The sequence below is a fragment of the Sphingobium sp. LMA1-1-1.1 genome (assembly GCF_040676365.1).
Classification (GTDB): domain Bacteria; phylum Pseudomonadota; class Alphaproteobacteria; order Sphingomonadales; family Sphingomonadaceae; genus Sphingobium.
The window spans coordinates 34,568-49,584 of the sequence record NZ_JBEGHS010000023.1 but is presented as its reverse complement, the minus strand read 5'-3'; the positions used below and the strand labels follow the sequence as shown (position 1 = coordinate 49,584).

12 protein-coding genes are annotated in these 15,017 nt (G+C 65.1%); all 12 read left to right on the top strand.

Annotation, left to right across the window (positions count from 1 at the left end; translation table 11 throughout):
• Position 1: 1 nt before the first annotated feature.
• Positions 2 to 847, top strand: coding sequence for an XrtA system polysaccharide deacetylase (locus MRBLMA1_RS11760; protein ID WP_363737036.1), 846 nt, complete (start codon positions 2 to 4; stop codon positions 845 to 847).
• A complete protein-coding gene (locus MRBLMA1_RS11755) occupies positions 844 to 1,905 on the top strand; it encodes a FemAB family XrtA/PEP-CTERM system-associated protein (RefSeq protein ID WP_363737035.1) in 1,062 nt (353 codons plus the stop codon). The genes MRBLMA1_RS11760 and MRBLMA1_RS11755 overlap by 4 nt, the downstream gene beginning before the upstream one ends.
• On the top strand, positions 1,902 to 3,131 hold the full coding sequence (locus MRBLMA1_RS11750; protein WP_363737034.1) for a TIGR03087 family PEP-CTERM/XrtA system glycosyltransferase: 1,230 nt from the start codon (positions 1,902 to 1,904) through the stop codon (positions 3,129 to 3,131). Before MRBLMA1_RS11755 ends, MRBLMA1_RS11750 begins: the two co-directional genes overlap by 4 nt.
• Positions 3,131 to 4,651 carry an exosortase A gene (gene xrtA, locus MRBLMA1_RS11745; protein ID WP_363737033.1) on the top strand — a complete coding sequence of 507 codons (1,521 nt, stop codon included), beginning with the start codon at positions 3,131 to 3,133 and terminating at the stop codon, positions 4,649 to 4,651. The genes MRBLMA1_RS11750 and xrtA overlap by 1 nt, the downstream gene beginning before the upstream one ends.
• A 10-nt stretch (positions 4,652 to 4,661) precedes the next feature.
• The gene (locus tag MRBLMA1_RS11740) at positions 4,662 to 6,557 is read left to right on the top strand and encodes an XrtA/PEP-CTERM system amidotransferase (RefSeq protein WP_363737032.1); all 1,896 of its coding nucleotides are present in this window, start codon (positions 4,662 to 4,664) and stop codon (positions 6,555 to 6,557) included.
• 175 nt (positions 6,558 to 6,732) lie between these two features.
• Positions 6,733 to 8,022: a sugar transferase gene (locus tag MRBLMA1_RS11735; RefSeq protein WP_414714734.1), complete on the top strand. Its 1,290-nt coding sequence runs from the start codon at positions 6,733 to 6,735 to the stop codon at positions 8,020 to 8,022.
• Between the two features lie 15 nt (positions 8,023 to 8,037).
• The gene (locus MRBLMA1_RS11730; RefSeq protein WP_363737028.1) at positions 8,038 to 9,171 is read left to right on the top strand and encodes a glycosyltransferase; all 1,134 of its coding nucleotides are present in this window, start codon (positions 8,038 to 8,040) and stop codon (positions 9,169 to 9,171) included.
• Positions 9,172 to 9,305: 134 nt separating this feature from the next.
• Positions 9,306 to 10,058, top strand: a complete 753-nt coding sequence (locus MRBLMA1_RS11725) for a class I SAM-dependent methyltransferase (RefSeq protein ID WP_363737027.1) — start codon at positions 9,306 to 9,308, stop codon at positions 10,056 to 10,058.
• Between the two features lie 2 nt (positions 10,059 to 10,060).
• A complete protein-coding gene (locus tag MRBLMA1_RS11720; protein WP_363737430.1) occupies positions 10,061 to 11,374 on the top strand; it encodes a hypothetical protein in 1,314 nt (437 codons plus the stop codon).
• Complete coding sequence (locus MRBLMA1_RS11715) at positions 11,371 to 12,510, top strand: glycosyltransferase family 4 protein (RefSeq protein ID WP_363737026.1); 1,140 nt, start codon at positions 11,371 to 11,373, stop codon at positions 12,508 to 12,510. The genes MRBLMA1_RS11720 and MRBLMA1_RS11715 overlap by 4 nt, the downstream gene beginning before the upstream one ends.
• Positions 12,507 to 13,259 carry an FkbM family methyltransferase gene (locus MRBLMA1_RS11710; protein ID WP_363737024.1) on the top strand — a complete coding sequence of 251 codons (753 nt, stop codon included), beginning with the start codon at positions 12,507 to 12,509 and terminating at the stop codon, positions 13,257 to 13,259. Before MRBLMA1_RS11715 ends, MRBLMA1_RS11710 begins: the two co-directional genes overlap by 4 nt.
• Complete coding sequence (locus MRBLMA1_RS11705) at positions 13,259 to 14,998, top strand: MFS transporter (protein ID WP_363737022.1); 1,740 nt, start codon at positions 13,259 to 13,261, stop codon at positions 14,996 to 14,998. Before MRBLMA1_RS11710 ends, MRBLMA1_RS11705 begins: the two co-directional genes overlap by 1 nt.
• Positions 14,999 to 15,017: the final 19 nt, after the last annotated feature.

The window sequence follows — 15,017 nt, the reverse complement described above, 5'->3', positions numbered from 1 at the left end:
CATGCGGAACGCCCTATCCGTCGACGTCGAGGACTGGTTCCAGGTTGGCGCCTTTGAGCATACGATCCGGCGCGAGGATTGGACCAGTCTGGCCCATCGCGTCGAGCGCAATACCGATGCGGTGCTGGCGCTGTTCGAGGAGGCAGGGGTCCACGCGACCTTCTTCACGCTCGGCTGGGTGGCGGAGCGCTATCCGGCGCTGATGCGGCGCATTGTCACGGCGGGGCATGAGGTCGCCAGCCATGGCTATGACCATAAGCGGGTCTTCACCTTCGACGGAGCGCAATTCCGCGCTGATCTGCGCAGGTCGCGGGCGATATTGGAGGATGCGACCGGCCAGGCGGTGACCGGTTATCGCGCGCCCAGCTTTTCCATCGACCGGCGCAACCCCTGGGCCCATGAGGTGCTGGCGGAGGAAGGCTATGCCTATTCCAGCAGCGTCGCGCCGATCCGGCATGATCATTATGGCTGGCCCGAATCGCCCCGCTTCGCCTGGAGGCCGGTCAAGGGATCGCCGCTCGTCGAATTGCCCGTGACCACCGCGAAGTTTGCCGGTCGGACGCTGGCGGCTGGCGGCGGCGGCTTCTTCCGGCTGCTACCCTATGGTTTTTCGCGCTGGGCTATCCGGCAGGTGAACCAGCGGGAAGGGCGACCGGCGATCATCTATTTCCATCCCTGGGAAATCGACCCTGACCAGCCGCGCGTCGACGGCGCGCCCTTGCGCTCGCGGGTGCGGCATTACAGCAATCTGTCGGTCATGGCAGCCAAGCTGCGCCGCCTGACGCGGGACTTTTCCTGGACCCGCGTGGATGCGCTGGCGGCGCAGGAAGTGGAGCGGGCAGCATGATGGCGGGGGAGATGCTCGTCACGACGTTGAATCTCGCCGATCCGGCGCAGCGGGCGGCAGCGGATGATTTCGTCATGGCGCATCCGGCGGGGACGCCCTTTCACCGGCCCGCCTGGTTGACGGGCGTGGAGCGGGGGACGGGCAATCGGGCACATATGCTGGCCGCCGTGGCTCCTTCCGGGGAGGTGGTCGGGCTGCTGCCGCTGCATCATGTGAAGAGCGCCCTGTTCGGCCAGGCCCTGGTGTCTTCGGGCTTTGCCGTCGATGGCGGGATTCTCGCCAGCGATCCGGCGGCAGTGCCTGCGCTGGCGGCGGCCTGCGAGGGCATGGCGCGGGACGGCGGCATCGCCTCGGTCGAAATTCGCGGCGGGCCGGTGCCGGGCAGTGACTGGACGCTGCATGAGGACAGCCATCTTGGCTTTGCGCGGCCTATCGCTGCGGATGATGAGGCGGAGCTGCTCGCCGTGCCGCGCAAGCATCGGGCGGAACTACGCAAGGCGCTCGCCAACGATGCGCTGCGCGTCGAGATCGGGCGGGAAGCGCGACATCGGCAGGCGCATTACCGGGTCTATTCGGAAAGCGTGCGCAATCTCGGCACGCCGGTCTTCCCGGCGCGGCTGTTCCGCGAGGTGCTGGCGGTCTTTGGCGAGGATGCCGATATATTGGTCGTCTATGATGGCGATCGGCCGGTTTCGGCGGTGCTGACCCTCTATCATCAGGGGCGGGTCATGCCCTTCTGGGGCGGGGGTATCGCGGACGCGCGGCGGCTGCGATCGAACGAACTCATGTATTACCGACTGATGGGTCATGGCCGCGCGCGGGGCATGCGCATCTTCGACTTCGGCCGTTCCAAGGCGGGCAGCGGCCAGGCGGCCTGGAAGAGGAGCTTCGGCTTCGACCCCGTTCCGCTTTCCTATCATAGCTGGTCGTCCACGGGCGAGCGGCGGGACATCAATCCCAACAGCCCGCACTATCAGCGGCGGATCGACCTCTGGAAGAAGCTGCCCTTGCCGGTCGCCAACCTCATCGGGCCGCTTATCGCGCGAGGGTTGGGATGAGGGGAGACATTCTGTTCCTCTGCCATCGCATCCCCTTTCCGCCGGACCGGGGCGACAAGATTCGGTCCTGTCATCTGCTGAAGCGGATGGCGGAGATCGCGCCCGTCCACGTCGGCTGCTTTGCCGACGATGCGCGGGACATGGGCTTTGCCGCCGACATGGCGAAGATCACCGCCAGCCAATGCGTGCTGACGCGCGACCACTCGCGCATCCTGGCGGGCCTCAAGGGGCTGGTGCAGCGCCAGCCCCTGCTGGTTTCATTGTTCGATCATCCCGACCTGCATCGCTGGGTCGCGAAGACGCTGGCGGAGCGACCCATCGCGGCGGTGGTTACCTATTCGGCGCAGATGGCGCATTTCGTGCCGGTGCTGGCGGACGGCGTGCGCTTCGTCATGGATTTCGTGGATCTCGATTCGGCCAAATATGCCGCTTATGGCGCGCAAGGCTCCGGTCCCATGGCGTGGATCAACCGGCGCGAAGGACGCATGCTGCTGAACTTCGAGCGGCAGGTGGCGGAGCGCGCCGACCTCTGCGCCTTTGTGAGCGAGGCGGAGGCGGAGCTGTTCCGGCGTGCAAGCGGTCTGGGGCCGGATCGCATCGTCGGCATCGATAATGGCGTCGCGCTGGATTTCTTCGATCCCGCAGCGGATTTCCCCGCCGTCGATCGGCCCGAGGGGCGGCTGCTCGTCTTCACCGGCCAGATGGACTATCGTCCCAATGTGGAGGCGGTGGAGAGCTTCGCCCGCGAAACCCTGCCCGCGATCCGTGCCCGCTGTCCGGAAGCGATTTTCGTCATTGTCGGCCGCAATCCGACGAAATCGGTGCAGGCGCTGGCGGCTTTGCCCGGCGTGATCGTGACCGGCGCCGTGCCTGATGTTCGCGGCTGGCTGGCGGCGGCTGACGTGGTGGTGGCGCCGCTGCGGATCGCGCGGGGTATCCAGAACAAGGTGCTGGAGGCGATGGCCATGGCGCGGCCCGTCCTCGCGTCGCCCCAGGCTGCCGAAGGGATTGACGCCCGCGATGGCGAGCATCTGCTGATTGCCGCTGACCCCGCGCAGGAGGCGGGGAAAATCCTTGCTCTGCTCGCCGATCCGGCCCATGCCGCGCGCCTCGGCCGTGCGGCACGATCGCGGATGGAGGAGCGCTACCGCTGGTCCGCGACGCTGGCGAATCTGCCGAACCTTCTGTTCGGATCGTCGGATGCCGACGACGCGAGGGCCGCGTGATGGAAGACGCGCTTCAAATACGGCGGGAGGTAAAGCTGTCAGGCTGGCGTGGTCATCTGACCGCGCTTGCCATCATTGCCGGCACGATCCTGGCGTTGTTCCACCGCGACCTGCTGGGCATGATGGCGATCTGGTGGACCGCATCGACCTACGGGCATTGCCTGTTCATCCCCATCCTGGTCGCATGGCTGGTGCAGCAGCGTTTGCCGGGCCTGCGCCGGCTGGAGCCGTCGGCCTGGGCGCCGGGGCTGCTCTGGCTGGGGCTGGGCGTATTTTCCTGGATGCTGGGCGCTGCGGCGGGCGTGGCCGTGGTGCGCCACGGCGCGCTGATCCTGATGTTGCAGGGTTCGGTGATCGCCTTGCTGGGCCCCGCCGTGACGCGGGCGTTGCTCTTTCCGCTGTTCTACGCCTTTTTCATGGTCCCCTTCGGTGAGGAAATCGTCGCCCCTCTCCAATTGCTGACCGCGCATATCAGCATGGTCCTGCTCCATCTGACCGGCGTTCCGGCGCAGATGCAGGGCATCTTCATTACCACGCCCAACGGCTATTTCGAGGTGGCGGAGGCCTGCTCCGGCGCGAAATTCGTGATCGCCATGACGGCCTATGGCCTATTGGTCTGCAATGTCTGCTTCACCAGCTGGCGGCGACGGATCATTTTCATGGCGGGCGCGCTCTCCCTGTCCATATTGGCTAACGGGGTGCGTGCCTTCGCCACCATCTTCGTCGCTGAAGTGACCACCATCGATGCGGCGGCCGGTTTCGATCATGTGGTTTATGGCTGGCTGTTCTTCGCCATCATCATGACGATCGTGATGGCAGCCGCCTGGCCATTTTTCGACCGGCAGCCCGGCGATCCCTGGTTCGATCCCGAACGATTGCGCGGTGAAGGCCATTCTTCGCCCGGCATCCTCGCCTGCGGCGCGCTGGCCATGATCGTGGCCGCGCCGCTATGGCTGGCGACGAGCGGCATGGCCGGCGCGCCGCTTGCCAGTCCGCCCGTCATGCCGGACGTGAAGGGCTGGACGCGGGTCGATGAGCCGCCGCTTTCTTCATGGCGGCCGCGCTTCGATGGCGCCGATTATCTGGCGATGGCAAGATATGGCAACGCGGCAGGGCAGGTCGTCGATCTCGCCATTGCGACCTTCGACCGGCAGGATGAGGGGCGCGAACTGGTCGGTTTCGGTCAGGGCGCCGCCGGAGCAGATAGCGGATGGACCTGGTCGCAACCTGCCGCGGCGCCCGACGGCGCGCGGGGTGAGCGGATCACCGGGCCCGGCCGGATGGTGCGCCATGTGGTCAGCTTCTATGTCGTGGGCAACGGCCAGCCCACGGGAAGCGCTCATCTGGTCAAGCTGGAGACGATGAAGGCGCGCATCCTGGGTCGCGACCAGCGCGCCGCCGCGGTGCTGGTTTCGGCGGAGGAACGAGCCGGGCGCCCTTCGGATGCCGCCATCGCAACCTTCCTTCATGATTTGGGCGATGTGAAGGATTTGGCTGACCGCAGCCTCCGAACCCGCTAAGACCCGTCGAATGTGCGGAATAGCGGGCATTTTCCACCTTGAAACGGCCAAGCCGGTCGATCCGGCGCGGGTCGGGCTGATGCTGGATGCCATGCCCTGGCGCGGACCGGACGACAGCGGCATCTGGACCGCGCCGGGCATTGGGCTGGGCCATCTGCGCCTCTCGATCATCGACCTGGGCAGCGGCGCGCAACCTATGCTGACGGAGGATGACAGCCTGGCCGTCGTCTTCAACGGCGAAATCTACAATTTCCGGGAGGTGCGCGCCGAACTGGAGGCCAAGGGCCATGTCTTCCGCACGCATAGCGATACGGAAGTCATCCTGCACGGCTATCGCCAATGGGGCGAGGCCTGCGTCGAGAAGTTCAATGGCATGTTCGCCTTCGCCCTGTTCGATGCGCGGGCGCAGGCGCTCTGGCTGGTGCGCGACAGGCTTGGCGTGAAGCCGCTCCATTATGCGCTGCTGTCGGACGGCAGCCTGATCTTCGGATCGGAACTCAAGAGCCTGCTCGCCCATCCGCTTTTGCGGCGCGCTCCGGACCTGTCTGCGGTCGAGGATTATCTTGCTTTTGGCTATGTGCCCGATGACGCCTGCATGGTGGCCGGCGTGCGGAAGCTGGGCGCGGGCGAGACGCTCCGCATCGTGCGTGGTCGGCCCCTGCCGCAACCGCAGCGCTACTGGGACGTCAGCTTTGCCGATCGCAGCAGCGCGAAGCCAGAGGCGCTGGAGGAGGAACTGGTCGCGCTGATGCGGCAGGCGGTGCGATCCCGCATGGTGGCGGACGTGCCGCTGGGCGCCTTCCTCTCGGGTGGGGTGGACAGCAGCAGCGTCGTCGCGCTGATGGCGGAGGCGTCGAAACAGGCGGTCAGGACCTGCACCATCGGCTTCGACGTCAAGGAACTGGATGAAACCGCCTATGCCGACAGGGTTGCGCGGCGCTTTGCCACCGATCATCGCACCCGCATCGTGTCGCCGGACGATTATGGGCTGATCGACATATTGGCGCTCCATTTCGACGAACCCTTCGCCGATGCCTCGGCGCTGCCGACCTATCGGGTGTGTGAACTGGCGCGAGAGAAGGTGACGGTGGCCCTTTCCGGAGATGGTGCGGATGAGGCCTTTGCCGGCTATCGGCGGCATCGTTTCCAGATGCAGGGGGAGCGACTGCGCGGTCTGATCCCCGCTTCGGTGCGGCAGCCCTTGTTCGGAACCCTGGGGCGCTGGTATCCCAAGGCGGACTGGGCTCCCCGGCCCCTGCGGGCCAAATCGACCCTGCTCGAACTGGCGGGGGAGGGCGGGGAAGCCTATGCCGCGTCAGTCGGGGTAACGCCCCATGCCTTGCGGCAGCGACTGTTCAGCCAGGATATGAAGACCCGCCTCGGCGCCTATCGGGCGGAGGATCGCTATATCAGGACGATGGCGCAGGCGCCGGCACGCGATCCGCTCGACCGCGCGCAATATGCGGACATGCGCATCTGGCTGCCCGGCGACATCCTGACCAAGACCGACCGGATGAGCATGGCCGTCAGCCTGGAAGCGCGGGAGCCCCTGCTGGATCACCGGCTGGTCGAGTTCGCCGCCCGCCTGCCCGTGGCGCAAAGGATTCGCGGGAACAGCGGCAAATATCTGATGAAGAAGGCGATGGAGCCGTTCCTGCCGCAGGACATACTCTATCGCCCGAAAATGGGCTTCGTGACCCCGATCAGCGCATGGTTTCGCGGCCCGCTGGCGGGTGAAGCGACGGCGATCGCGGGCGGCTCCGCTCTGGCCCGGACGGGGTGGTTCGATCCGCGGGTGCTGGGGAAGGCGGCGGCGGACCATAAATCAGGGCTGGCCGATCATGGGCGGCTGCTGTGGCAATTGCTGATGCTGGACAAGGCTTTGACGCGATTGTTCAGCCTCTGATGCGGGATCGCCCTATGACGGGGCTGCGCGCCGGGCGGGTGGCCGATCAAATCCTTGCAAGCCGTGCGAAGCAGTGCCAACGGGACGGACACGCCAAGCTGATCAGGGTCCATAAGTGACAGTCTCCAAGGAAATATTGCGGGTGCGCCTGTACCTGCTGTGTCTGCTGGGGGACATGGCGGGACTTTTCCTGTCCTTCCTGCTCGCCAATTATCTGGTGCTGGGCGCATGGCTGGGCGAACCGGGCAAGCCGCACGGCATCGTCATGTTCGCGATGATCGCGCCGATCTATGTGCTGCTGGGGGTGCAGGGCGGCGCCTATGGCATCCATATGCTGGAAAACCTGCGGCGGGGCATCTTCCAGGGGTTGATGGCCTTGGCGCAGGCGGCGATGCTGATGCTGCTGATCGTCTATCTGGGCAAGATCGCGGAGCAGCTTTCGCGTCTGACCTTCATCGTCGGGTTGGGGATTTCGGCGGCCGGCGTGGCGACCGTGCGGCTCGCCATCGGGCGGCTGAGCGCCCACCTGCTGGGTGAGGTGCCGCATCTGACCGTGGTCATCATGGACGGGGTGACGATCGATACCGGTCCGCACATGCATTTGATAGAGGCCGCCGCTGCCGGCCTGCATCCAAAGGGGCATGATGCCGAAATGGCCGCCAGGCTGGCCGCCGCCGTCGGCATGGCGGAACGGGTGATCGTCGCCTGCCCGATGGATCGGATGGACGACTGGTCGGTGGCCCTGAAGTCCCTGTCCGCGCGGGGCGAGATAGTGGTGCCGGAACTGCTGCGTTTCGCCCCCGCGCGGGTGGACGAGTTCGACGGCCAGCCGACGATCATCGTCGCGGGCGGGCCGTTCCAGTTTCGCGACCGCCTCATCAAACGATTCTTCGACATCATCGTCGCGACGGCGGCAACCATTGCGCTGTCCCCGGTGCTGATCGCCGCTGCGCTGGCCGTGAAACTGACCAGTCCCGGTCCGGTCATCTTCCGCCAGCCGCGGATCGGGCGGGATGCCCGGCCGTTCAACATCTACAAATTCCGTTCGATGCGGACGGAGGCGAGTGACCGGAAGGCCGACAAGTTGACCACGCGCGACGACGATAGGGTGACGGCCGTGGGCCGTTTTCTGCGCAAGACCAGCATCGATGAGCTGCCGCAACTGTTCAATGTCCTGCGCGGCGACATGAGCATCGTCGGCCCGCGCCCTCACGCCGCCGCCGCCAAGGCCGGTGACAGCCTCTATTGGGAAGTGGACGAGCGCTATTGGGAGCGGCATTGCATCAAGCCGGGCATGACCGGGCTGGCGCAGGTGCGCGGTCATCGCGGTTCTACCGATGATCATCAGGATCTGATCGACCGGCTTCAGTCGGACCTGGAATATGTCACCAAATGGTCGATCTGGCGTGACCTGCGCATCATCGTCGCGACCATTGGCGTGCTCGTGCATCACAAGGCTTATTGAGAGGTGGGCCTATTGATGGACCGGACCGATCTGATCGCGACCCTGGCGCTGCTGTTGTCTCTGACGGCGGTGGCATGGCCGTTCCTCTTCTATCCGCTGGTTCTGCGCCTGCTGCCCGCCCGGCCGGAAAAGCCGGTGGCAGGGCCGGCGCCGTCCGCTTCGCTGCTTTTCTGCGCCTATAATGAGGCAGGGGCGATGCCGGAAAAGCTGGCCAATCTGGCGATGCTGAAGGCGCGCTACCCAAAGCTTGAAATTCTCGCCTTCGACGATGGTTCCTCGGATGAGACTGCCGCGCTGATCGCGGCGCAGGGCGATCTGGTGACGTTGCTGCGCGGTCCGGGCCGCAGCGGCAAGGCGCATGGCATGAAGCTGCTGGCGGCGCGGGCGAAGGGCAATGTGCTGATCTTCACCGACGCTAATGTGACGCTGGACGCCGATGCGATTGAGAATCTGCTGGCGCGTTATGCCGATCCGGAGATCGGTGGCGTGCTGGGGTCGCTACACTATATGGGCGATGGGGACAGCGCCACAGCTTCGGTCGGGTCGCTCTACTGGCGGATCGAGGAACGGTTGAAAGACGAGGAATCGCGCACCGGCAATGTGCTGGGGGCCGACGGCTCGATCTTCTCCATCAGGCGCGCGCTTTATCCGGAATTCCCTGACAGCGTGCTGGACGATCTGACCGTGTCGATGGCGGTCGTCTTCGCGGGCAAGCGGCTGGTGAAAGCGAAGGACGTGATCGCCCGCGAAAGGCTGGTGGCGGCGCGCGGTGACGAATATCGCCGCAAGGTCCGCATTGCAGCCCGCGCCTGGCATACCCACAGCCATTTGCGGCCGCAGTTGCGACGGATGCGCGCGATCGACAGATTCAAATATGCCTCGCGCAAGATCGTGCGGTGGTTTGGCGGGATCTTTATCCTGACGGGCATCGTTGCGGCGGGAACGTTGGCGATGCGGATTTCGCCGACGCTCTACATGGTCTGCGGTCTGGCTGGCGTGTTCATCCTGTGGCGGGGGCTGCGTTCCAGGGGCGGGCCGTTCGCGGCGATAGTGGACATCGTGATCGCCTATTTCGCGACATTGCAGGGCGTCGTGAAGGCGATGACGGGGCGTACCGTGACGATCTGGAATCCAGCCAAGTCGCGCTGATCGGTGCTTCCCCGCCCATTGGTGCGCCCTGCCTGGACGACGGGCCAAAGGATCAGCAGCGCACGGAATGAATCGCTCGCCAAAATGGCGGCATATTGTATAGGCCGGTGCCAACTGCTTTTTGGAGCCAAGGCGTGATCACTTTCCAGCGGGTGGCGAAAGCCGCCGGCAAGCATCTGACCCGCAGCCTGTTGGCCGTGCGCAGGGCTCTGGGCGCGCGGGCGAACCGGGGCTGCCCGGCCTGCGGGCAGGCGGTGGTGGGATTTTTCCGTTATGGTGACAATGCCGAATGGGGATGTCCGAACTGCGGCGCTTCCCCGCGCGAACGGCTGATGAACCATCTGATCGCGGGCCATGTGCTGACCGTGCCGGAACAGGGCGCTGTGCTGCACATGGCGCCGAATGAAGGCAGTCTGGTGCGCCGCTTTTCCACCGCCGCCGATTATACGCCGGCGGATCTCGATCCCGGCCGCTACCATGTGCCGAACATGCAGCGCGTCGACCTGATGGCGCTTGATGCCAGCGATCGCTACGACCTCTTCTACGCCAGCCATGTGATGGAGCATGTTCCCGACGATCATGCCGTGCTGCGCAACATCCATCGCGCGCTGAAGCCCGGTGGAGAAGCCTGGTTGATCGTGCCATTATGGGACAGGCCGACCGAGGACGGCAGCTTCGACATGCCGCCGCGCGAACGCGAGCGGCGTTTTGGCCAGTGGGACCATGTGCGGCAATATGGCCTGGATTTTGCCGACCGCATCCGGGGCGCGGGCTTTGATCTGGAGGAGATCGACGCCAGCGCCATCGATGCTGATACGCGGCATTTTTATGCACTGGACGACCGGCTGTTCCGCGCCCGCAAGCCGCTCGCGACCGGCGCCCGGTGAGCATGCCGCCCGGCAGCGCGCTCGCCCGGATGGAGGGGTCGGCGCGCATCCTTGCCCTTATCAAGCTGGCCAATGTCGGGCTGACGCTGGTCTGGGGCTTTGCCGTCACCTATGTCTTCGTGCGCGCCCTGCCTCTGCGTGAGTTCCAGTCCTTCCTGCTGCTGGTCGCGTTCGGCAATTTCACCATTTCCGCCGAGTTCGGCCTCACCAGCATCATCTATGCCCGCCTGCGCCGGCATTGGCTGGGCTTGGGTCAGGATGAGGCGGGGGGCTTCCGCGTGGAGGAAATGGGCGTCCTGTTCCTTTTCCTCGGCCTGCTGATCCTCGGCGGTTTCGCGATTTTGCTGGTCGCGCTGGCGATCGGCGGATTGCACACGGGCATGCCGCTGCTTTTCCTGCTCTTCTTCCTGTCGGCCTGTCTCAACCTGCCCGCGCTGCTCGCCAAAAGGGCGCTTGCGGCGGTGGACGGCAATTTCCTCTGGGAAGCGCTGGATTGCCTGCGCCGGGTGATGACCATCGCGCTGCTGCTGTTCATCCTGCAAGGACTGGACCCGCGTGCCTCTGTCGCTCTGCAACTTTGCGTCAGTATGGTGGTGATCGGCTATGCCATCGCCCTGGTGCATCGACGCCTCGGCATGGAGACGCGGCACTGGCTGTCCTTCGGGGTCGGTGGCGGCCATGTCAGGCGCCATTATCTGCGGGACATCGGCGCCTCGGCCGCCTTCACCATTTCCGAAATCCTCGCCTATAACGCGCCTTATTTCACCATCGCCGCCGCAACCCTTGATGCACGGCCGATGCTGGTCTTCGACTTCTTCTTCAAGATGTCGCGTTCCCTTTCCATGCTGGTCAGGGCGACCGTGGAGGCCGCATTACCTCGCATCACCCGCGCCTTTCATGCGGGGGAGACAGGTCGCCTGCGACAGTTGATGGTGCGGGCGCTCGGGGTGGCATTCTTCTTTGCGTTCGGTGCTTCGGCGGCCTTGCTCCTGCTGGGCGAATGGTTGTTCGCAAAGTTGTTCGATGGCCGCGCGTCGATCGACCGGGTCGAACTGCTGCTGATCGGCGGCGCGCTGCTGGCGCTCGCCCTGATCTGCGTGTCTGTCTATGTGCAAGGCGCGCTGGGACGGTTCACGCTGCTGCTTGGCCGGTCCTTGCCCTTCCTCGCCGGTTCGCTGCTCAGCGTGCCGCTGGCCAGGATATTCGCGCCGGAACGGCTCGACCTGCTGTTCCTGATCCTCTACACGCTGACCCTGTTTGTCGCCGCGTTCATCCACGGCCTTTCCCTGCGGCATCTGGTAGGGAAGCGCGCATGAAGGTCGCGATGTGCGATCCGTCGCTTTTCACCGGACGCTATGACGACAGTCTTTGCGCGGCGCTGGCGGCGGCTGGCATGGACGTAGCCCTCCTTGGCCGTCCGATGCGGGCCACGGATGCGATTGCGCCGAACGGCTATCGTTACGAGCCGCGCTTTTTCCGTCGGAGCGAAGCTCTGCGCCTGCGCATGGGGGAAGGGCGGGCCTTCCGCCTGCTCAAGGCGGCGGAATATGGGCTGAGCTGCATGCTGGACGACCTGACGCCGCTGACGCGTGCGGATGTCGCGCATATGCAATGGCTGCCGCTCGCGCCTGCCGACCGGATCATGCTGCGGCGGTTGAAGGGTGGCACGGCACTGGTTCACACCGTGCATAATGCCGATGCCTATCATGCCGATGCCGGGGTGCAGGGCAGGGGGTATCACGGCCTGCTCGACATGTTCGATGCACTGATCGTGCACGGGGGAACGACCAGGGAGGCGCTGGAACGTCAAGGTGTCGATCCCCGACGCATCCATATGACGCCGCACCCGCCGATGCGACTGGCAACGGCCGGGCCGCAGGATCTGGCGCAAGTACCGGACCCGGTTCTGCCGCGCCTGCTCTTTTTCGGGACTATCCGGCCGTATAAAGGCGTCGACCTGCTGCTGGAGGCGTGCCTGTCGCTCTGGCGCGCAGGGCATGGTTTCGAACTGGTGCTGGCGGGCAAGCCCTTCATGGACATCGCCCCATTGCTGGACAGCGTCCACGCTGCGGGCTTTGGCGACCGACTGATCCTCGATCTCGGCTTTCTTGCCGAACAGCGGCTCGACGCGCATATGAAAAAGGCGGACATATTGGTCTTCCCCTATCGACATATCGACAGCAGCGGCGCTTTCCTGTCGGCCCTGCACCATGGCAAGGCGATGGTCACGTCCGACGTCGGCATGTTCGCCAGCTTGCCGGAGGAAGTGGCCGTCAGAAGCCCGGCCGGCAATGCGCACGCCCTTGCGCAAGCCCTCTTGCCCCTCGTAGAAAGCGCGACCATCAGGCAGGCTTTGGGCGCGCAGGCGCAGACCTATGGAGATTCAATGGGCAATTGGAAGGACATGGCCCTGGCCACCATCGCCATCTACCGCAGCGTGACCGGGAAATGAGCCGCTATATCCGGGAACTGCGTGATCGGGCGCTGGCGGTGCGGCTGGCGCTGGCAGGGCGGGTGCATCAATATCCGGAAATTCAGGCGCTGCGCCGTTTCCTGGGCGCCTTTGCCGTGGATTGCGTGTTCGACGTGGGCGCCAATCGCGGTCAATATGCCACGATGCTGCGCAAGGATGCGGGCTTCGGTGGCACGATATTGTCCTTTGAGCCCAATCCCGAGATATTTTCCGAACTGGAGCGGAATGCGTCATCCGACCGACAATGGCATGTGTTCAACATGGCCCTGTCGGATTTCGATGGCATGGCCAGCTTCAACATCATGGCGGCCGACCAGTTCAGTTCGCTCAGGAAGCCGGCGGGGGAACAGGACGCCATTTTCGCCGACCGCAACAGGGTGACGCGCACGGTCGACATGCAATGCCGCCGGTTGGAAAGCCTGCTGCCGGAACTGAAACGCGCCCATGGCTTTGCCCGACCCTTTCTGAAGATGGATACCCAGGGGCATGACCTGTCCGTCTGTGAAGGTGCGGGCGAAGTGCTTCGCGACATGGCTGGCGTGCAGACGGAACTCGGCGTCCGGCCGATCTATGAGGGTGGCACCAGCTATCGCGCGATGATCGACTGGGTGGCCGAGCGCGGCTTCCTCCCCTCCGCCTTCTTCGCCAACAACAAGGGGCATTTTCCCCTTCTGGTCGAGATGGACGGGATTTTCGTCAACCAGGCGCTGTTGCCGCGGGAAGGCTGATGGTCGTTCCCGCGCGCCCGGTCAGTGCCACTCGCCTGCTCCTTGCGGGGGCGATCGGGCTGACGCTTTGGCTGGGCGCAACCTTCCTCTGGCATGTGACCTACAGGCAGGGGATCAGCCTGGCGGTTATCCTGTTCCTCGACCAGGATTTTCCGGCGCTTCTTGGCGCGTTGCTGCTCCTGACGCTGGCCGCGCCCTTTGCGGAGGGTCTGGGCTGGCGCCTGCCGTTGCCGCGCGCCCGGACAATGGTGCCGCTGGTGCTGGTATTCGGCCTGGTGGCATGGGCGGGCCACTACTGGCTGTTCCAGGACTATTCCATTTCCCGCGACGAGGAGGTCGCCCGCTTCGCCGCCGCCTATATGCGGGAGGGTTTCCTGGCCCGCCCGATCCCGATGGAGTGGGAGGCCTATCGCCGGGCGATCATGCCCGAATTCTTCTCTCCCTTTGGCGCGGCGGATTATTGGACGGCGGCCTATCTGCCGGTGAACAGCGCGATCCAGGCCTTGTTCTGGCAGTTGGGCGACCCCAATCTGGCCGGGCCGGTGCTGCTGATGGCCGGGCTGTTCGCGTTGTGGCGGGTGGCGCTGCACCTGTTCCCGGACAGGCCCGACGCGGTCTGGGTGACGATGCTGCTGGCGCTGTCGTCGGCTCAGCTGTGGGTCACGGCGATGACGCCCTACGCCATGACCGGGCATTTCGCGCTCAACATGATCTGGCTGGCGCTGGTGCTGCGCGGCGGGCCGATCGGCCATCTGAGCGCGGGCGCGGTCGCCCTGATCGCGGCAGGCCTGCATCAATGGCACTTCCCGCCGATCTTCATCGCGCCCTTCATTCTCTGGATGCTGCTGGGCAAGCGGTGGAAGGTCGCGATATTCCACATCCTTGTGTTGGCGGCCATCGTCATCGTCTGGGCGAAGCTCTGGCCCGCCTTCCTGACCCATGTGTTGGGGCAACCCACCGACGTGCGCCCTTCTGCGGGCGTGGCGGATAAGGTGGGCAGCCTGTTCGAACGGCTGGGCGACCGCTGGCAGCCGCTGGTGAATCTCAGCCGTTTCGCCGCCTGGAACAATATATTGATGGTGCCGCTCGCCACTCTGGGCGTGTTCGCAATGCGCTGGCGCAAGGCGATCCGGGGGCAGGAGATCGCGCTGCCGTTGGCGCTGGGCTGCTTTGCGGGATGCGCGCTCGCCCTGGCGCAGGGCTATGGCTGGGGCTATCGCTATGCCCACGGCTTCATCGGGCCCTTCTGCCTGCTGGCGGGCCTTGGCTGGGCGCGCTTCCGTACCGGCGCCCTGCGACCCATATTCGTGGGAACGGCCTTGACCTTGCTCAGCAGCGCTTTTCTGGTGTGGCGGACGCACAGCTTCGTTGCGCCCTATGCGGCAAGCCACAGGATGATCGACGCATCCAGGGCCGACGTCGTGTTGGTCGATCCGCGCGGCGGGCTTTATGTGACCGACCTGGTGCGAGGACGCAACGGCGTACCCGGCAAGCCGATGGTGATGAACCTGGGCATGCTGACGCTTGAGCAGGTCGACAGTCTCTGCAGGAATTATGTGGTGGAGTTGTTCGATCGCGCTGAGTTTCGGCCGCTTGGTGTGCCGTTGGCGCGCTGGAATCTCGGACGCATGGACGCGCTGCGCGCGCACATGAAGGAAGAGGGTTGCGACAAGCCGGTGCAGCCGCCGTTGCCGGAGACGGAGGATGAGGCGTTCAACGCGGCGGGAGATGTGTTGTAAGGGCGATGCGTGCCCGTGG